The sequence below is a fragment of the Novosphingobium sp. RL4 genome, from assembly GCF_035658495.1.
GTDB lineage: Bacteria > Pseudomonadota > Alphaproteobacteria > Sphingomonadales > Sphingomonadaceae > Novosphingobium.
This window is the reverse complement of sequence record NZ_CP141944.1, coordinates 3009150-3027482: the sequence shown is the minus strand read 5'-3', so window position 1 is coordinate 3027482 and position 18333 is coordinate 3009150. Positions and strand designations below refer to the sequence as shown.

At 67.3% G+C, this 18333-nt stretch carries 17 protein-coding genes; 12 read left to right on the top strand and 5 right to left on the bottom strand.

What is annotated here, in order from left to right:
• Positions 1 to 63 precede the first annotated feature (63 nt).
• The 3 genes from U9J33_RS14685 to U9J33_RS14675 form a co-directional block, all read right to left on the bottom strand.
• Positions 64 to 555 (bottom strand): asparaginase domain-containing protein, encoded by a 492-nt coding sequence (locus U9J33_RS14685; protein WP_054436837.1) that lies wholly within the window; start codon positions 553 to 555, stop codon positions 64 to 66.
• A 68-nt stretch (positions 556 to 623) separates the two neighbouring features.
• The gene (locus U9J33_RS14680; RefSeq protein ID WP_324696311.1) at positions 624 to 4019 is read right to left on the bottom strand and encodes an acyl-[ACP]--phospholipid O-acyltransferase; all 3396 of its coding nucleotides are present in this window, start codon (positions 4017 to 4019) and stop codon (positions 624 to 626) included.
• A gap of 157 nt (positions 4020 to 4176) precedes the next feature.
• Positions 4177 to 4797: a TetR/AcrR family transcriptional regulator gene (locus U9J33_RS14675; protein WP_054436833.1), complete on the bottom strand. Its 621-nt coding sequence runs from the start codon at positions 4795 to 4797 to the stop codon at positions 4177 to 4179.
• A gap of 66 nt (positions 4798 to 4863) precedes the next feature.
• Between U9J33_RS14675 and U9J33_RS14670 the strand changes: the two genes are divergently transcribed.
• From U9J33_RS14670 to U9J33_RS14660, 3 genes are read left to right on the top strand one after another with little or no spacing between them, the layout of a single operon-like run.
• Positions 4864 to 6327: an efflux transporter outer membrane subunit gene (locus U9J33_RS14670; RefSeq protein WP_185996915.1), complete on the top strand. Its 1464-nt coding sequence runs from the start codon at positions 4864 to 4866 to the stop codon at positions 6325 to 6327.
• Positions 6327 to 7466: an HlyD family efflux transporter periplasmic adaptor subunit gene (locus tag U9J33_RS14665; RefSeq protein ID WP_054436831.1), complete on the top strand. Its 1140-nt coding sequence runs from the start codon at positions 6327 to 6329 to the stop codon at positions 7464 to 7466. The genes U9J33_RS14670 and U9J33_RS14665 overlap by 1 nt, the downstream gene beginning before the upstream one ends.
• Positions 7466 to 9019, top strand: a complete 1554-nt coding sequence (locus U9J33_RS14660; RefSeq protein ID WP_054436828.1) for a DHA2 family efflux MFS transporter permease subunit — start codon at positions 7466 to 7468, stop codon at positions 9017 to 9019. The genes U9J33_RS14665 and U9J33_RS14660 overlap by 1 nt, the downstream gene beginning before the upstream one ends.
• A 69-nt stretch (positions 9020 to 9088) precedes the next feature.
• Here the strand turns inward: U9J33_RS14660 and U9J33_RS14655 are convergent, their stop codons facing one another.
• Complete coding sequence (locus U9J33_RS14655; RefSeq protein WP_324696306.1) at positions 9089 to 10156, bottom strand: chemotaxis protein CheB; 1068 nt, start codon at positions 10154 to 10156, stop codon at positions 9089 to 9091.
• A 139-nt stretch (positions 10157 to 10295) separates the two neighbouring features.
• Between U9J33_RS14655 and U9J33_RS14650 the strand changes: the two genes are divergently transcribed.
• From U9J33_RS14650 to U9J33_RS14610, 9 genes are read left to right on the top strand one after another with little or no spacing between them, the layout of a single operon-like run.
• Entirely contained in the window at positions 10296 to 10556 is a 261-nt protein-coding gene (locus U9J33_RS14650) for an STAS domain-containing protein (RefSeq protein WP_324696305.1), read from the top strand.
• Positions 10553 to 12685 carry a chemotaxis protein CheA gene (locus tag U9J33_RS14645; protein ID WP_324696303.1) on the top strand — a complete coding sequence of 711 codons (2133 nt, stop codon included), beginning with the start codon at positions 10553 to 10555 and terminating at the stop codon, positions 12683 to 12685. The genes U9J33_RS14650 and U9J33_RS14645 overlap by 4 nt, the downstream gene beginning before the upstream one ends.
• The gene (locus U9J33_RS14640) at positions 12685 to 13551 is read left to right on the top strand and encodes a protein-glutamate O-methyltransferase CheR (RefSeq protein ID WP_324699064.1); all 867 of its coding nucleotides are present in this window, start codon (positions 12685 to 12687) and stop codon (positions 13549 to 13551) included. Before U9J33_RS14645 ends, U9J33_RS14640 begins: the two co-directional genes overlap by 1 nt.
• Positions 13548 to 14585, top strand: a complete 1038-nt coding sequence (gene cheB, locus U9J33_RS14635) for a chemotaxis-specific protein-glutamate methyltransferase CheB (protein WP_132469630.1) — start codon at positions 13548 to 13550, stop codon at positions 14583 to 14585. Before U9J33_RS14640 ends, cheB begins: the two co-directional genes overlap by 4 nt.
• A gap of 4 nt (positions 14586 to 14589) precedes the next feature.
• Positions 14590 to 15138, top strand: coding sequence for a chemotaxis protein CheD (locus U9J33_RS14630; RefSeq protein WP_054436822.1), 549 nt, complete (start codon positions 14590 to 14592; stop codon positions 15136 to 15138).
• Positions 15139 to 15154: 16 nt separating this feature from the next.
• On the top strand, positions 15155 to 15526 hold the full coding sequence (locus U9J33_RS14625) for a response regulator (RefSeq protein WP_324696300.1): 372 nt from the start codon (positions 15155 to 15157) through the stop codon (positions 15524 to 15526).
• A 13-nt stretch (positions 15527 to 15539) separates the two neighbouring features.
• On the top strand, positions 15540 to 15992 hold the full coding sequence (locus U9J33_RS14620) for a chemotaxis protein CheW (RefSeq protein WP_054436821.1): 453 nt from the start codon (positions 15540 to 15542) through the stop codon (positions 15990 to 15992).
• A 4-nt stretch (positions 15993 to 15996) separates the two neighbouring features.
• Entirely contained in the window at positions 15997 to 16338 is a 342-nt protein-coding gene (locus U9J33_RS14615) for a hypothetical protein (protein ID WP_054436819.1), read from the top strand.
• A gap of 23 nt (positions 16339 to 16361) precedes the next feature.
• A complete protein-coding gene (locus U9J33_RS14610) occupies positions 16362 to 16964 on the top strand; it encodes a DUF938 domain-containing protein (RefSeq protein WP_324696297.1) in 603 nt (200 codons plus the stop codon).
• Here the strand turns inward: U9J33_RS14610 and U9J33_RS14605 are convergent.
• Entirely contained in the window at positions 16951 to 18303 is a 1353-nt protein-coding gene (locus U9J33_RS14605; protein ID WP_324696295.1) for an MATE family efflux transporter, read from the bottom strand. The two genes, U9J33_RS14610 and U9J33_RS14605, sit on opposite strands and share 14 nt — an antisense overlap.
• Between the last annotated feature and the right edge of the window lie 30 nt (positions 18304 to 18333).

Genomic DNA, 18333 nt, shown 5'->3' with positions numbered 1-18333 from the left:
ACCTGACGAAAGGTGCTTTCCGGGGATCTCCCTAGTTAACGATCATTAGCAACGATTGCGGTGTCAAATTGCCACGAATTTTCCGGCTTCGCGGTCCTTGCGGACCTTGAGCCCGTTAAACACCGAACCGTTCATCGTGATCCATACGCCTTCGGGTGCGGACTGGGTGCAGGCGAAGGCCATGCCGAGGTTGAAGGTGGCGTCGCTCTCGGCGAAACGTGCCGGGGCCAGCGCGCCGGTCAGCACCATGGTCTTGCCGGGGATGTCGGCAAGCACCTTGGCGGTGTCGGTCATGGTGTCGGTGCCGTGAGTGATGACGACATGGGTTTCCGGCGCGGCGGCGATGGTCGCCGCGATCAGCGCGCGGTCCTCTCCGGTGAGTTCGAGACTGTCCTTGCGCAGCAGCTCGACCACGCGGAACGGGTGGGCGACGCGCGCGACCTTGAGCAGCTTCTCGATCACGCTCTCGACGATCTGATATTCGCTGAGCGCGTCGAAGTACTGCTTGTCGAAGGTGCCGCCGGTGGTGATGACGAGAATGGGTGCCTGGGTCATCCCGCGCCTTTAAACCGGAAGGCGGGTGCGGAGCAACGTCCGAACACCGCCCGCCACCGGCCTTGCACTCAGCCTTTCGCCATTTCGCCCAGGGTCACATAGTCGATCTTGCCGGTTCCCAGCACCGGCAGGGCACCGAGCACCCGGATATCGCGCGGGATCATGAGCTCGGCAACGCCGTTGGCGCGGCCCCATTCCTGAAGCGCCTTGTGATCCGCGCCCCCGGCCGTGGTGTAGAGCACCAGTTGTTCGCCCTTTCTCGGGTCGGGCCGGGTGACGACCGCGTTCTCCGCATCGGGCCAGACTTTGGCGGCATAACCCTCTACCGCGGGAAGGGAGACCATTTCGCCCGCGATCTTGGCGAAGCGCTTGGCGCGGCCGCGAATGGTGACGAAGCCGATCTCGTCGATGGTGACGATGTCGCCGGTGTCGTGCCAGCCCTCGGCGGGCGGCTGGAGCACGCCGGGCTCGCTCGCCAGCAGGTAGCCCGCCATGACGTTCGGCCCGCGCACGTAAAGGCGGCCGCCCTCGGTGATGCCGGGCACTTCCTCGAGCCGCGCTTCCATCGCCGGCAGCATCCGGCCGACGGTGCCCGCCCTGAAGTGCATCGGCGTGTTTACCGCGATCACCGGCGCGCACTCGGTGGCGCCGTAGCCTTCGAGGATGCGCAGGCCGAACTTGTCGGCATAAGTACGCCGGGTTTCCTCGCGCACCTTCTCCGCGCCCGCGAAGATGTAGCGCAGCGAGTAGAAGTCGTAGCTGTGCGCCATGCGGGCATAGCCGGAGAGGAAAGTGTCGGTGCCGAACAGGATCGTGGCATTGGCGTCGTAGGCGAGCGCGGGCACGATGCGGTAGTGCAGGGGGCTCGGGTAGAACACCGTGCGGATGCCGTTCAGCAGCGGCAGCAGGGTGCCCCCGGTCAGCCCGAACGAGTGGAACACCGGCAGCGCGTTCAGCACCACGTCTGCGGGGTTGAAGTCGATCCGCGCGGCAAGCTGCGCGCAGTTGGACAGCAGGTTGCGGTGAGTCAGCACCACGCCCTTGGGCGCGCCTTCCGAGCCCGAGGTGAACAGGATCACCGCCGGCGCATCGGGAGAGACCTTGCGGCGGGCGTGGCGGCCATCGGCGGCGCGGGCGGAAACCATGTGCCAGAGCTTGGCGAAAGTGCCGATCTCGGCGGCCAGGTCTTCGAGGTAGAGTACCTTGCGCCCGTCCGCCTCCAGCGCGGCGACGGTGGCTTCCAGCTTGCCCTGATCGATGAAGGCGCGCGCGGTGACCACCGTTTCGATCTTCGCGGTGGCGCAGGCGGACACCAGGCTGGCCTGGCCCACGGTGAAGTTCAGCATGGCCGGAACCCGGCCTTCCGCCTGAAGCGCGAAGAAGGCCAGTGCCACGCCGCTGACGTTGGGCAGCAGCAGGCCCACCGCCTCACCGGGGCGGGTGCGGAAGGCGAGGCGCTCGCCCAGCAGTTCGGCGCCGAGGATCAGGCGGTCGTAGCTGAGCGGGGTGCGCTTGATGTCCTCCACCACCCTGGTCTTGCCGCCGTGCACTTCGCGCGCATCGCAGAGCGCGGTGAACAGGGTGCGGTCCGTGTGGCTGGTGTCGAAGATCATCCGGCTCATCTCGTCATAGAGACGGCGGCCGGCGATGGCGCGGCGCTGGCGGGCGGTCATCTCGCCCTCGATCGAGAAACGGCGCGCGGGCAGCACGTCGATCGAGACCTTGGGGAACCAGCGCTGGCGGACCTTGCCCTTGAGGTGGGAGAAGGGCGTGTACTGCGGCCCGTCCAGACGGACTGGCACGATCGGCGCGTCGGCCTTGTCGGCCACCATGCCGGGGCCGTCGAACACTTTCATCAGTGCGCCGGTTACGGTGATGCGGCCTTCGGGGAAGATCACCAGCGTCCGGCCTTCCTTTACGGCGCGGACCATCGCCTTGGCCGCCATCGGGTTGGTGGGATCGACCGGGAATGCTCGGAACAGCTTGAGGAAGGGCTGGATCCACCAGCTTTTGGCGATGGCGGTGTGGACCGCGAAAGTCGGCTTGCCGGGAAGGAACGCCCCCAGCAGCAGGCCGTCGAGATAGGAAAGGTGATTGACCACGACGACCGCCGGTTGGCCGGGCTTCGGCATGTTTTCCATGCCCGTTACCTCGACCCGGTAGAGCGCCTTGAGCACGGCCCGGATCACCGCCTTGAACAGGGTTTCGGGCAGCAGCCAGATCGAGACCACCGCCACCGCCAGCGTGGCGAAGCCGAGAACGCCGATGACGCCCGGCACGCTCATGCCGCTGCCCAGCAGCACCGCGACAACGGCGATGGCGGCCACGGTCATGCCTGCGTTGAGGATGTTGTTGGCGGCAATGACCTGCGAACGTTCCTCCGGCGCGGAATGGATCTGGAGGATCGCGTAGAGCGGCACGATGAACATGCCGCCGGAGAAGGCGATTACCACCAGGTCCGCGAAGATCTTCCACGATTGCGGATCGGCGGCGAACTGGCGAACGGTGGCGTCGATCGCAGTGGGCACGAACCCGCGCGTGGAGAGCCACAGGTCGATCAGGCCGATCGACAGCATCAACGCGCTGACGGGAACGTAGCGGGCGGAAACCTCGCCCTTGAGCAGGCGGTTCACCGTCATCGAGCCGAGCGCGATCGTTACCGAGAAGATCACCAGGAACAGCGTCGCCACTTCCTTGCGCGCCTGCAGCGTGTCGGAGACGAGGGGAACGAACTCGGTCAGCAGCACCGCGCCTGCCGTGAAGAACCAGCTTATGCCGAGCACCGCCAGCCAGATGCCCCGGCCTTTGTGCGCGGCGACCAGCACGGCCCAGGTCCCGCGCGCGATGTTCCAGTCGATCGGATGGCCGTCACGGCTGGGCGGCGCGGGCGGAACGGCCAGCGCGGCCAGCCAGCCCACCACCGCAAGGCCCATGGCGACCAGCCCGGCTTCCCACGGCACCACTTGCCCGGCCAGCAATTGCCCGCCGAGGATCGCCAGGAAAGTGCCGGCCTCGATCAGGCCGGTGCCGCCCATGACCTCACGCTCGGACAGGTGCTGGGGCAGGATCGAGTATTTCACCGGCCCGAAGATCGTCGAATGAAGACCCATCAGGAACAGGCTGGCGAGCAGCAGCGCGATCGATTCCAGCGCGAAGCCGAGGAGCGCGATGCCCATGATCCCCACTTCCGCCGCCTTGATCCAGCGCACGAGGCGGGCCTTGTCGATCCGGTCGGCAATCTGCCCGGCCAGCGCGGAGAACAGGAAATAGGGCAGCGTGAACAGCCCGGTCGCCACGACCGAGAGCATCCCCGCCTTGTCCGGCGCATCGCGCAGCAGGCCGTAATTGGCCAGCAGCAGCATCGCGTATTTCAGCAGGTTGTCATTGAAGGCGCCCAGGAACTGGACGCAGAACATCGGCGCGAAACGCCGCCTCGAAAGCAATGAAAAATCAGGTGCCGACACGCCTATCCCCCTCGGTTGCCGTGGACGTTTCCATGGGCTCGGGAAAATTCACAAGCGGTAAATGCCCGAAGGCACTCCCGCCGTGACGATCGTGTGACACAAAAATATACGGCGCTCAATTTAATTCTGAGCGCCGATCAATTTCCTCGCGCGGCGTTCAGTCCGCAGCTTGCGGGCAGGGGCGGCGGGGCCAGTCGATCAGGCCGATGAGATCGTCCACGAAGCCTTCGCGTTCCTTGAGGGTGGGGCGCGCGGGCCGCATCAGGATGTCGGAGCGAAAGCCCACCAGCGCTGAAACCGTAAGCTGGGTCAGCCGCTCTGCCTCTTCGCGGGTGAACTGGGTTTCGTAGAACGAGGTCACGCAAGCCCGGAATTTCGACGGGCCGCGTTCGTAGAACATCTCGTTGATCTCGGGGAACCGTTCGCCCTCGCTGACGACGAGCCGGAAGAGCTGCACCGAATTTTCGCGCAGCAGGCAGTCGAGGAAGCGCAGGCAGGCGCGCCGCAGCGCGGCGAACGAGAAGGTCTGCCCGGTGAGCACCTCGTTCACGTCCTGCGAGAAGCTGTCGACCTTGTTGTCCACCACGGCGGCGAAAAGCTCTTCCTTCGAGCTGAAGTGCGCCCAGAGCGTGGCTTTCGAGCCGCCCAGTTCATCGGCGATCGAAGACATCGTGGTGGCGGCATAGCCCCGCTCGAAGAAGGACTTCGTTGCAACTTCCACGATGGCGGCGCGCTTTTTCGCCTTGTTGAGTTCTCTCTTGCCCGGATTTTCTGTCATAGTGGTACTGGTCAGTACACTTTTCCGTTGACAGGCGCAAGCCGGGCTCCGATAAAAACTGTACTGATGAGTACGATCAATCTTCCCCGAGTCGCGGCAGCTTCGATGCTCGCCGTAGGCCTTTCGCTGTCCGCCTGCGCCGTGCCCGACCTCGGGCCGAAGCCGCAGATGCGGGCTCCCGCAACCCTGGACAGCGCCCGGTCGCTGGCGTCGCCGCCGGGCGCGGCGTCCGACGGGGCATGGCCGCAGCAGCAGTGGTGGACCGCCTATGGCGATGCCCAGCTCGATGCCCTGGTGGCCGAGGCACTGGCCAATTCGCCTGACGTGGCCGAGGCGCAGGCCCGCATCATGCAGGCGCGCGGCGCAACCCTGGTGGCCGGGGCTTCCACCCTGCCGACCGTCAACGGGCAGGGTTCGGCGGGCGGCACCAAGCAGAGTTACAACAACGGCATCCCGGCCGACTTCGTGCCCAAGGGCTGGAAGAGCACCGGCGATCTGGCGCTCTCGGGCGATTTCGACCTCGATCTCTGGGGCAAGTACCGCAAGGCGCTCGCCGCCGCGACTTCCGAGGAGAAAGCCGCCGAGGCCGATGCCCGCCAGGCCGAGCTGATGCTCTCCTCGAACGTGGTCTCCTCCTACTTCGACCTCGCCCGCCTCGTGGCGCGCGGAGAGGCGCTGAAGGAAGCGGTGAAGGCGCGCGAGGCGATGGTCACGCTCAGCGACCAGCGCAACCGTCAGGGCCTCGACAGCGAACTGCCGCTGCGCCAGTCGCAGTCGCTGTCGGCTTCCGCACGGGCCGCGCTTTCCGCCAATGACGAGCAGATCCTGCTGCGCCGCCACGCGCTTGCCGCGCTGCTTGGCGCCGGGCCGGATCGCGGCCTCGCCATCGTGCCGACCGCGATTACCAGCCTGCCGGTCACGCCGGTTCCCGCCGATGCCGGCATCGGCCTGGTCGGTCGCCGTCCCGACATCGTTGCGGCGCGTCTGCGCGCCGAAGGCGCGGGCAAGCGGATCGATGCCGCCAAGGCCGCCTTCCTGCCCGATATCTCGATCAGCGGCCTGTTCGGCCTCCAGTCGCTCGGCCTCTCGAACCTGTTCAAGAGCGGGTCCACTTATGGAAACGCCGGCGGCGCGATCAGCCTGCCGATCTTCCAGGGCGGCCGGCTCAAGGGCGAATACACCAAGGTTCGCGGCGCCTACGATCTTGCGGTGGCGGACTATAACGGCACCGTGATCGGCGCGCTGCAGGACGTGGCCGATGCGCTCGCCACGCGCAATGCGGCGGCCGAGCAGGAACAGGCCTCGGCGGACGCGCGGGACCAGTCGGCCCGCGCCTACGACATCGCCATGAAGCGCTACAAGGGCGGCCTTGGCAACTACCTCGACGCGCTGAGCGCCGAGACCACCGCGCTCGATGCGCGGCAGGCCGCCGTCGATGCCCATTTCCGGACCCTTGCCAGCGAAGTCGCGCTCAAGCGCGCGCTGGGCGGCGGTTACGAAGACAATTCAAGCAAGAAGGCTCCCGAGTAATGAGTGACGAACAAACCAATGAGCAGGGCTCCGGGAGCGTTCTCAACAAAAACAAGCGCAAGCCGCTCCTGATCGGCCTTGCCGTTGGCGTGGCGGCGGTGGGCCTGATCTATTTCGCTTATGATGTCTTCATCGGCAGCCGCTCGGTCTCGACCGACAATGCCTATGTCGGCGGCGACAATGCGCAAGTGACCCCGCTGACTTCGGGCCGCGTGGTCGAAGTGCTCGTGACGGACACCCAGCCGGTCCGCAAGGGGCAGCTGCTGTTCCGCATCGAGGATGCCGACCAGCGCATCGCGCTGGCGCAGGCCGAAGCCGAACTCGCCGCGGCGCAGCGTCGCTACGGGCAGTCGCTGGCGCAGAACCGCGCGCTCGGCGCTTCGGCGGACGCCAGCGACGCGCAGATCAATTCGGCCAAGGCCAGCGTGGCTTCGGCGGAGGCCACCCTGACCAAGGCGAAGACCGACTTCGCCCGCCGCCAGGCCCTTGTCGGCAGCGGCGCGGTTTCGGGTGACGAACTGACCACCGCCCGCCAGCAGCTGTCCTCGGCGCAGGCCGCCGCCAGCGAGGCGCGCGCCATGCTCGCCCAGATGCAGGCCGCCGCCGTCAGCGCCCGCCGTCAGGAAGAAGCCTCGGTCGCTCTCACCAAGGGCACCACGGACACCACCGCACCCGAAATCCGCCAGGCCCAGGCCAAGCTCGATCAGGCGAAGCTCGACCTCGAACGCACTGTCGTGCGCGCGCCGATCGACGGCGTGATCGCCAAGCGCGCCATCCAGGTCGGCCAGAAGGTCCAGACCGGCGGCGTGGCGATGACCGTGGTTCCGGTGGGCCACCTCTATGTCGATGCGAACTTCAAGGAGACGCAGCTCGGCAAGGTCCGCCCCGGCCAGAAGGCGACGCTCAAGTCGGACTTCTACGGCAGCGGCGTGGTCTACCACGGCAAGGTGATCGGCTTTGCGGGCGGCACCGGTTCGGCCTTCTCGCTGATCCCGGCCCAGAACGCGACCGGCAACTGGATCAAGGTGGTGCAGCGCCTGCCGGTTCGCATCGAGCTCGATCCCAAGGAGCTTGAGGCGCATCCGCTGCGCATCGGTCTCTCGATGGATGCCGAGATCGAACTGGCGGACGCCGACTGATGGCCAGCGCACCTGCTGCCGGAGCCGGAGCAGGCGAGGAAGGCACTCTGACGGGCGGGAAGCTGCTGATCGCGGGCTTCCTGCTGGCCATGGCGAACTTCGTCGTCGTGCTGGACATGACGATCGCCAACGTCTCGATCCCGCACATCGCGGGCGGGCTTGGCGTTTCGGTGTCCAACGGCACCTGGGCGATCACGTCCTACGCCGTGGCCGAGGCGATCTGCGTTCCGCTGACGGGGTGGCTTTCCGGCCGCTTCGGCACCTTGCGCGTGTTCCTCATGTCGCTGGTGGGCTTCGGCGTGTTTTCCGCGCTTTGCGGCATCGCGCATACTTTCCCGCTGCTGGTGGTGTTCCGCCTCGGGCAAGGGTTCTGCGGCGGTCCGCTGATGCCGCTTACCCAGACCCTGCTGCTGCGCATCTTCCCCAAGCACATGCACCCGCGCGCCATGGCGATGTGGGCGATGACCGTGGTGACGGCCCCGATCGCGGGCCCGATCCTGGGCGGCTACATCGCCGACAACTGGTCGTGGGAGTGGATCTTCTTCATCAACGTGCCGATCGTGATCCTGGTGTTCTTCGCGCTCGCCACGATCCTCAAGGGCATGGAGACGCCGACGCGCTCGCTGCCGATCGACATGGTGGGGCTGTTCCTGCTGATCTGCTGGGTCGGCGCATTCCAGATGATGCTCGATCTCGGCCGTGAGCACGACTGGTTCGGTTCGCCCTTCATCGTGGCGCTGGCCTGCATCGCGGTGATCTTCTTCATCGCCTTCGTGGTGTGGGAACTGACCGAGGAGCATCCGGTGGTGGACCTGAAGGTGTTCCGGCACCGGGGGTTCAGCGCGGCGACCTTCTCGCTGACCATCGCCTTCGGCACCTACTTCTCGTCGGTGGTGGTGATCCCGCAATGGCTCCAGACCTCGATGGGCTACACCGCCACGCAGGCGGGCGAGGCGATGGCCTTCTCCGGCGTGCTGGCGGTGATCGCATCGCCCTTCGTGCCCAAGCTGATGCAGCGTTTCGATCCCAGGCTGCTGGTGTTCATCGGCATCTCGTGGATCGCGATGTGCGCGGTGTTCCGCACCGGCTGGTCCAGCGATTCCACGTTCTGGGCGATTTCCTGGCCGCAGCTGGTGCAGGGTGTCGGGGTGTCGCTGTTCATGGTGCCGCTCACCACGATCAGCCTCAGTTCGGTGCGGCCCGACGAAACCGCATCGGCTGCGGGCATCGCCAACTTCGGCCGCACCCTGGCGGGCGCCATCGCCACCGCACTGGTCACGACGACCTGGGACGACATGTCCCGCCACAACAAGGCCGAACTGTCGGGAATGCTCAACGGTTCGGAGCAGACCGTGAACCAGCTTCAGCAGGCAGGCATGTCCATGGAGCAGGCGCGCGGCACGATCGACAACCTCGTTACCGCGCAGGGGACGGCGCTGGGCACCGTCCACGTCTTCGCCCTCTGCGCCATCCTGCTGCTGATCGCAGCCATGACCATCTGGATCGCCCCGCGTCCCCCGCGCGGTGCGAAGCCGGCTTCGGGCGGGCACTGATCCCTCGTCCCGCCTGAGGCCAGGAGAGCCGTCGATGCCATCCCCCCCGGCGTCGGCGGCTTTTCTCTGTCAGCCTGCGCCGCAACGGGCCAGCACGTCGGCCGCGAGATCCTCCAGCTTGAGTTCCGCATCCACCGCGCCCGCTTCGACCGCGGCGGCGGGGGCCTGCGGCACCGTGGCGCTCGCCCGGTCCTGCGCAAGGGTGCGGCAGCCCGCCGCCTGAAGCAGCTTGAGCCCCTTGGCGCCGTCCTCGCCCATGCCGGTCAGCACCGCGCCGATGGCGGGCATGCCGCCCCGGCCGATGGAGCCGAATAGCAGCGTGGCAGATGGACGGAAGCCCTCGACCGGATCGCGTTCGACCAGGCGAATGCGCGCCGGGGCGCCGGGTTCCACGATGACGTGGCGGCCGGGATCGAAAGCGATGTGGACCACGCCCGGCACCAGCTCGGCCCCGTCGGCAGCGGCCTTGACGGCGCAGGCGCTGTCCTTGTCGGCGCGGGCGATGAACATCTCGGCGAGCGCCGGTTCGGTCTGGAGCACGATCACCGTCGGCGGGCACGACTTCGGATAGTGGGAGAGCACTTCGGTCAGGGCGTCGACACCGCCCATCGATGTGCTGAAGGCGGCAAGCCGGCCATTGGCGACATAGCCGCCGTTGTTCTCGGCGGGCTTGGCGGCGCGGTGGCGGGGACGGTCCCTGACGTTGGAATTGGCGGCGGCAAGGACGATCTTGCCGAGCTTGCCCACGGTCTTGGCGAATTGTTCGGGCGTCGCCTTGAGCGGCTTGGGGAAACATTCCACCGCCCCCAGCTCAAAGGCTTTCAGTGACGTTTCAGTGCCGCTCTGTGTCAGGGCGGACAGCATGACCACGGGCATCGGATTGGTGCTCATGATCTCCTCCAGGAACTCGATTCCGCTCATTCCCGGCATCTCGACGTCGAGCGTGACGACATTGGGCAAAAGCTCGGCGATCTGGTCGCGGGCTTCGGCGGCGCTGGCGGCAGTGCCGACGACGCGCACGTTCTTGGACTGCTCCAGCACGTCGCAGAACAGCGCGCGCATGGCGGCTGAATCGTCGACTACCAGCACGCGGGCGTCATGCATGAGGGGGGCCTTCTCGTTTGCGAAAAACCGCATTGGGGCGCCCGCGATATCGCCAAGGATGGAACGAAATCCCTCCATCCCGATACGGGACTCGCCTGAGCCCGGGGAAAACCCGCTGTTGGCATCGCGGCGGATAGGTGGATCGGACCGATCTTCTTTTGCGGGGCCCGACATGACCAGCATCATCCTTCCTGCCCGCTGCGACCGGGCCGCCGCCGAGGCGCTCTGGCCGGAACTGGCGGCGGCCATGGGCACCGAGCCCATGGGGATCGACGGTTCGGGGGTGGAGCATATGGGGCAGGCCATGTTGCAACTGCTGGTTTCGGCACGTCGCAGCGGCGGCGGGGCGGTGATCGCACCGTCTCCTGTCCTGCGCGATGTGGCGGAACTGACCGGCCTGACCGCGGAACTCTTCGAGGATGCCGCGGCATGAGCCCCGAGGAAATCCAGCAGATCTTCTTTGCCGAGTGCGAGGAATCGCTTGCCGCCGCCGAAGCCGGTCTGGCCGCCTGCAAGGCGGGCACCCAGGACGCCGATACGGTCAACGCGGTGTTCCGCGGTGTCCATTCGATCAAGGGCGGGGCAGGCGCTTTCGGCTATGCCGCGCTCCAGGCCTATACCCATGTCTTCGAGACGCTGCTCTCCGACGTGCGGGAGGGATTGGTGCCGATCGAACGCAAGCTGGTCGACCTGCTGCTGCGCGCGCTGGACACGCTTTCCGACCATGTCGAGGCCGCGCGGGAGGACGGTGCGCCGCCGGCCGATGCGGCGTTGATTGCCGAGATGGAAGCGGCGATGGCCAATCCGCAGCACGCCCACGCCCATGCGCCTGAGCCGGAACCCGCCGCCATGCCCGCGCCGGAAGCCCCGGCCGCCGAGGATTTCGCGCTCGACCTCGATGCATTGCTTGACGATCTCACCGGCGGGTTCGACCTGCCGCCGCGCGAACAGCCGCGCTGGCAGGTCCACATTCGCCCCCGCGCAGGTGCCATGCGCAACGGCAGCGAGCCGCTGCTGATGCTGCGCGATGTGGCTGCGCTCGGCGGCGAATGCCTGCACTGCGACATTTCGCACGTGCCGCCGCTGGACCAGCTTGACGTTTCGCAGGGCTATCTCGGCTGGAGCTATGCGATGCCGGGCGATGTCGCCGAGGACATGGTACGCGAGATATTCGACTTCATCGGCGAGGACTGCGTGCTGGCGATCGGGGAGGGCGAGGCGATCCCGCCTGTCGAACCCGCCGAAATCGCCATGCCCCCGGCCGAAGCGGCGGCGAAAACGGTCCCGTCCGAAGCGCCTGCCGGCAGGGCCGAGCCGCTGCCGGGGAAGGGCGAGCCCGCCGCCGCGTCTGCCGCCGGGCAGTCGATCCGCATCGATCTTTTCAAGCTGGACCGCCTGATCGACCTGGTGGGCGAACTGGTGATCGCGCAGGCCATGCTCGTGCAGCGGCTGGAGGGGGCGGGCGTCACCGCGAGCGAGGAACTCTCGCTGCTCGAAGGCCTCACGCGGGACATGCAGGAAAGCGCCATGTCGATCCGGGCCCAGCCGATCGCCAGCGTGTTCAGCCGGGTTCCCCGCATCCTGCGCGATCTGGCCGCGACCACCGGCAAGCATGTGCGGCTGGAAGTGCTGGGGGAAACCACCGAACTCGACAAGACCGTGATCGAACGCCTCGGCGAGCCGCTGACGCACCTGATCCGCAACGCGGTGGACCACGGCATAGAAAGCGCCGAAGAGCGGATCGCCGCCGGAAAGCGTCCCGAAGGCACGCTGACCCTTGCTGCCGAGCATCGCTCCGGCCGCATCCTCATCTCCATCGCCGATGACGGCGCGGGCATCAACCGGGAGCGCGTGCTGGCCAAGGCCATCGACAAGGGCATCGTCGGCAGCGACACGCAGCTTTCCGCCGAGGAGATTGACAACCTGATCTTCGCGCCGGGCTTCTCCACCGCGGAAGTCGTCTCGAACATCTCGGGGCGCGGGGTCGGCATGGACGTGGTGCGGCAGAACGTGAAGGAACTGGGCGGACGGATCACGATCGAGAGCACGCCGGGGCAGGGCACGAAATTCATCCTCACGCTCCCGCTAACCCTCGCCATTTCCGACGGCATGATCGTCAACGTCGGCGACCAGACCCTGGTGGTGCCGCTCTCCCATGTCGTGGAGAGCCTGCGTCCCGGCGAGAACGAGGTGCAGGGCATCGGCACGAGCCGTCAGGTGCTCAACGTGCGTGGACGCTTCATCCCGGTCATCGCCATGCACGAGGCGCTGGGCGCGTGCGGCGGCGCACCTTCGGCGGGGGCAGGCGTGCTGGTCGTCGTCGATACCGAGAGCGCCGGGCAGGCTGCGCTGCTGGTGGACGACATCCAGGACCAGCGCCAGTTCGTCATCAAGAGCCTGGCGACCAACTTCCGATCGGTGGAAGGCGTGGCCGGGGCGACCATCCTGGGTGACGGGCGGGTGGCCCTGATCGTCGACGTGGACGGTCTGGTTGCCTGCGTCCTGTCGTCTCCGGCGATGCCGGGACCGGAGGCGTCCGGCCCGGAAAGGCAGGCGGCGTGATGGCCACGAGCGCGATGACCGACCCGGTTCCCGGCGTCAGCCCGGAAATCTACAGCACCGCCGATTTCACGGCGGTCTCGCGGATCGTCCACGAGGCGGTCGGCATCGTCCTGCCGCACGGCAAGGCGATGCTGGTCTATTCCCGCCTCGCCCCGCTGGTACGCGCGGCGGGGGCGGTCACGTTCTCGCGCTATATCGAGATGATGCGCGCGAACGGTGAGGAAATGGGCAGGGCGGTGGCGGCGCTCACCACCAACCACACCTTTTTCTACCTCGAGGCGCACCACTTCGAGCATCTGCAGGGCGAGGTCCGCCCGCGCCTCGTGGAAAAGCTCCACCAGCGCGACCCCGTGCGGCTGTGGTCGGCGGGATGTTCAAGCGGCGAGGAAACATGGTCGATCGTCATGACCCTGCTGGGCCCGGACCGGGCGGCGGGAATAGACCTCGCGCGCCGCGACCTGCGCGTGCTTGCCAGCGACATCGCCCCGCACGCGCTGCAGAAGGCGGCGGGCGCGACTTACGCGGCCAAGGATCTCAAGCCGGTGCCGCAGGACTTGCGCAGGCTCTGGACGGCCGAGCAGCACGGACACGTGACGCTGGCCGAGCCGCCGCGCTCCATCGTTCGGTTCCGCGCGCTCAACCTGCTTGGCGAATGGCCGATCCGGGGCCGGTTCGACGTGATCTTCTGCCGCAACGTCATGATCTATTTCGACGCCGCGACCAACGAGCGGCTCGTGCGCCGCTTCGCCGAGGCGCTGCTTCCGGGCGGCCACCTCTACATCGGCCATTCCGAGCGGGTGACCGGATCGGCGGCGGACCTGCTCGAACTGGTCGGCCCGACGATCTACCGCCGGAGGGGCGCATGAGCATCCGCGTCCTCATCGTCGACGATTCCCCCACCATGCGTGCGATCCTGATGTCCCGGCTGCGAGAGCAGGGCGACATCGAGGTGGTTGCCGCCGCATCCAACGCCGCCGAGGGGCGCGAGATGATCAAGCGGCTCGATCCCGATGTGGTAACGCTCGACATCGAGATGCCGGGTATGAACGGGCTCGATTTCCTCGAGAAGATCATGACCCTGCGGCCAACTCCGGTGATCGTCGTCTCCGGCGCGACGCAGGAGGGCAGCGAGGTTACCGCGCGCGCCCTCGGCCTCGGCGCGGTGGACTGCTATGCCAAGTACGATCGCTCGGGCCGCCTGACGCTTCAGGATGGCGGCGAACTGGCGGCGATGATCCGGCAGGCTGCGCAAGTCCGCTTTCACCGCCCGGCGACCCGGGCCGTGGCAGAGGAGGGCCGCCGTTCGATCCGGCGCGACACGCGGCTGATCGCGGTCGGCTCCTCTACCGGCGGGGTCGAGGCGCTGCAGGTTCTGCTGCGCGATTTCGCGGAAGACTGCCCGCCGACGCTGATCGTCCAGCACGTCAACCCGCGCTTCGCCCCGGCCATCGCGCGCACGCTCGACCAGGTGTGCCCGGCGCGGGTGCAGGTTGCGGCGCAGGATATGCCGCTGCGCCATGGCAACGTCTATCTCGCCGCCGAAGCGGACTGCCACCTCACAGTGAAGGCGGCGATGAGCGGTGGGGGAGGCGGCGCGCTGCACGCAAGGCTGCGCCGGGGGGAGCCGGTTTCCGGGCACATCCCGAGCGTGGACGCGCTGTTCGCTTCGGTTGCGGCGGAAGTGGGAAGCGGGGCCGTAGGAATCCTCCTTACCGGCATGGGGCAGGACGGCGCGCGCGGGCTGCTGGCGATGAGCCGCGCCGGAGCACACACCATCGCGCAGGATGAAAGCACCTGCACGGTTTTCGGAATGCCGCGCGCGGCGATTTCGCTCGGCGCTGCCAGCGTCGTCGCGCCGATCGACCGCATTGCGCGTCATGCATTGCATCAGGCGGCCTGAGGCGATGCTTGACAATCGGCTGGACGGCATGAGCCATGTCACCGTGCTCCAGGGGCAGTTCCGCGTGAGCGCCTCGCCGGCGGACGAGTTCGGCACCGTGCTGGGCAGCTGCGTCGCCACCTGCCTCCACGATCCCGCCGCGGGACTGGGCGGAATGAACCATTTTCTCCTGCCCAAGCCGCTGTCCGGCACCGAACGGGGCGAGGTCGACGTGCATTACGGCGTCTACCTCATGGAAATGCTCATCAACGAGATGCTGCAGCAGGGCGGGCGCAAGGACAGGATGCGCGCGCACCTGTACGGCGGCGCCAACCTCCACCGGGGGATGCAGCGGATCGGCAGCGCCAATGCCGAATTCGCGCGCAGCTTCCTCCTGCGCGAGGGGATCGATCTGGTGCGCGAGGATCTTGGCGGCCTTGCCGCACGTCGCCTCGATTTCCGCCCGGCTTCCGGTCTCGTGCGCTGCCGCATGGTGGCGGCGGCCGATGCGCCCGAGCCGGTCGTCCAGCCCCCCGTTCGCCCGGCCGCGCGCGGCGAAGTCGAACTGTTCTGAAGAAACGAGGCTCCCTATGTCCCGTAGCACCCGCATCCTGACCGTAGACGACAGCGCCTCGATGCGCGCGCTGCTCAACCATGCGCTTTCCACCAATGGCTTCGACGTGGCGCATGCGGATGACGGCCTTTCGGCGCTGGAATGGCTTGCGGTGAACGAGGTGGACGTGGTCATCACCGACATCAACATGCCCCGGCTCGACGGGTTCGGCCTGATCGAGAAAGTGCGCGGTGGAACCCGCCACCGCGACCGGCCCATCCTGGTTCTCACCACCGAAAGCTCGGACGAGAAGAAAGCCCGTGCCCGGGCCGCCGGCGCTACCGGATGGATCGTAAAACCTTTCGACACCGACAAGCTTGTCGCGGCAGTTCGCCGCGTCGCACATTGAGGACAGGCTCGCCATGCACCGCGAACTCATCACTTTCGAAGTCGCCGGACAGATCTTCGCGCTCGACATCATGGCCATCCGCGAAATACGCGCCTGGACCCCGGTGACACCCATGCCGCGTGTGCCGCGCTATGTCGCCGGCGTGGTCAACCTGCGCGGAACCGTCCTGCCGGTGATCGACCTCGCGGCGCGGCTCGGCTGGCCCGCCACCGAGGCCACTGCGCGCCACGCCATCATCGTCTGCCAGGTGGGTGGGCAGGCGCAGGGGCTGATCGTGGATTCGGTTTCTGACATCGTCGCGCTCCAGTCGGAAACCTTGCAGCCCCCGCCCAATGCGGGGCAGGACGAGGTGACGCCGTTCCTCGAAGGGCTCGTCGCCATCGACGAGCGAATGGTCATGGTGCTCGACCTGCGGGCGCTGAGCGAAACCGGCGGTACGCCGGGCGACGTGGCGGCGGCGGCCTGAGCGGATGATCCACCAACCGATTTTCGAGCCGCGCTTCATCGCCATGGCCGAAGTCCTGGGCGAACTCGGCGCCGAGATCGAAGCCCTGGGCGAAGTGTTCTGCCGTGACGAGACTTTCGTTGCGCGGCACTTGCGCGAGCTTCAGGCGATAGACCTTATCGCCCAGAAGCAGCGTGCGCTCGCCGCGATCCTTGCGGCCGGGTTCAGCGAAGTGGAGATGCGGCGCATCAATCTTGAAACCCTGCATGAACGCTTCTGCGGGTTCATGGACGGAACCGCCGAGACTTGCTGCGAAGTCCCGATCGAAGACACCGCCGGGTGCGATCCGCTGGGCTTGTGGGAGTGATGCGGCGGGACTAGTCCCGCCGCATGAACGACGCTCGCCGCCATGCTCCCGCCGTTGTCCGCAACCGCGATCCTATCCTCGCCGTACTACGCGGTGCGTTGCCATCGAGCGGCCTTGTGCTGGAGATCGCCTCGGGCACCGGCGAACATGCGGTATACTTCGCACGGGCCATGACCGGGCTCGACTGGCAGCCGACAGATCCGGATGCTGCCGCCCGCGCCTCCATCGAGGGCTGGCGGGAGACGGAGCGCTTGCCCAACCTGCTGGCGCCCCTCGAACTCGACGCTGCCGCGCAGGACTGGCCTGTCGGCAGCGCCGATGCGATCGTGTGCATCAACATGGTCCACATCAGCCCCTGGCAATCGGCGCTGGGGCTCATGGCGGGGGCGGGACGTTTGCTGACCGCGGGGGCGCCGCTCGTGCTTTATGGTCCCTACCGCCGCGAGGGACATGCGATCGAACCGGGCAACGCGGCTTTCGACGAGGACCTCAAGCGCCGCAATCCCGAATGGGGCCTGCGCCTGCTCGAAGACGTCGCGGATATCGCCGCCGTCAGGGGGCTCGATCTGGAACAGGTGATCTCCATGCCTGCCGACAACCTGAGCCTGGTGTTCAGGAAACGCTGAAGCTGCGCCTTGCGAGGCGGGGCAGCACCACAGCCTGCCCCAGCCCGCGAATGACGAAGAACATCGTGAAGGCCGCCCAGAGGCCGTGGTTGCCCAGCGGATGGAGCAGCCAGAGCAGCAGCGCGTAACCTGCCATTGCGGCCAGCATCGTCCCCATCATCGCCCGCGTCCACCCGGCGCCAACGAACACCCCGTCAAGAACATAGGCCGAGACCCCGAGCAGTGGCAGCAGGGTGAGCCATGGCGCGTAAACCGCAGTGGCCGCGATCACCCCCGGATCGGTGTTGAATGCGGCCGCCAGCGCCTTGCCTCCCACCGCGTAAGCGAGCGTGAGGGCAAGGCCCATCACGCCGCCCCATAGCAGTGCCGAGCGAACCGTTGCCGCGAAGCCAGCCCGGTTTCGCGCGCCGAGCGCCTCGCCGCAGAGCACTTGTGCGGCGCTTTCGAAGCCGTCGAGCAGGAGGGTGGCGAGCATGAAGAGCTGGAACAGGATGCCATTCGCCGCCAGCGTCAGCGGCCCGGCCTGCGCACCGGCACGGGCGAATGCGAGCAGCACGGCGGTGAGCAACAGGGTTCGCAGGAACAGGTCGCGGTTGAGTGCGAAAAGGCGGGCCAGTTCGCCGCGCCGCCACGTTGTCCGGCACCGGGCCAGGGCGAAGGCCGTGCCGGCTTCGGGGCGGCGCAAGACGATGGCGGCGAGAACCAGAAACTTGAACAGTTCCGACGTCAGCGTCGCGGTTGCCACGCCGGCAACGCCCCACTTCGCGACGAGGACGAGTAACAGGTCGAGCGCGATGTGCAGGATATTGGCGCCGATTTCCACCACGAGGACATGGCGCACCAGTCGCTGTCCGATCAGCCATCCCACCAGCACGCAGTTGCCGAGCCAAAGCGGCCCTGCCCAATAGCGGATGGCGATATAGTCCCCGGCGCTTTCGCGCAGCGGCCCCCTCGCTTCGAGCAGGTCGAGCCCGAACGGGATCGCCACGGGCATCAGGCAGAGCAGCAGCACCCCGATGCCCATCGCCACGGCCATGGCGCGGGTTAGTGTTTCCGCCTGCGCTTGCCGGTCGGCGCGACCGGTCCCCTGAGCCGTCAGCGCGACGGTGCTGGTGCGCAGGAAGTTGAACACGTTGAGCAGGCCCATCATGTACTTCGCGCCGAGTTCCACCGCGCCTTGCGCCGGTGCATCGCCGAGGCGGCCTATGGCCCACATGTCGGCCAGCCCGAACAGGGCGGTGGCAACGTTGGTGAGCATCGCGGGAAGCGCGATGGACCAGAGCAGCCGGGCCTGTCCCTTGCGCGGCGGAGTGGGGTGGGGGACGGTCGGCTGGGTCAAGAACGGGCTCGCTGCTGATGTACCCCGCGG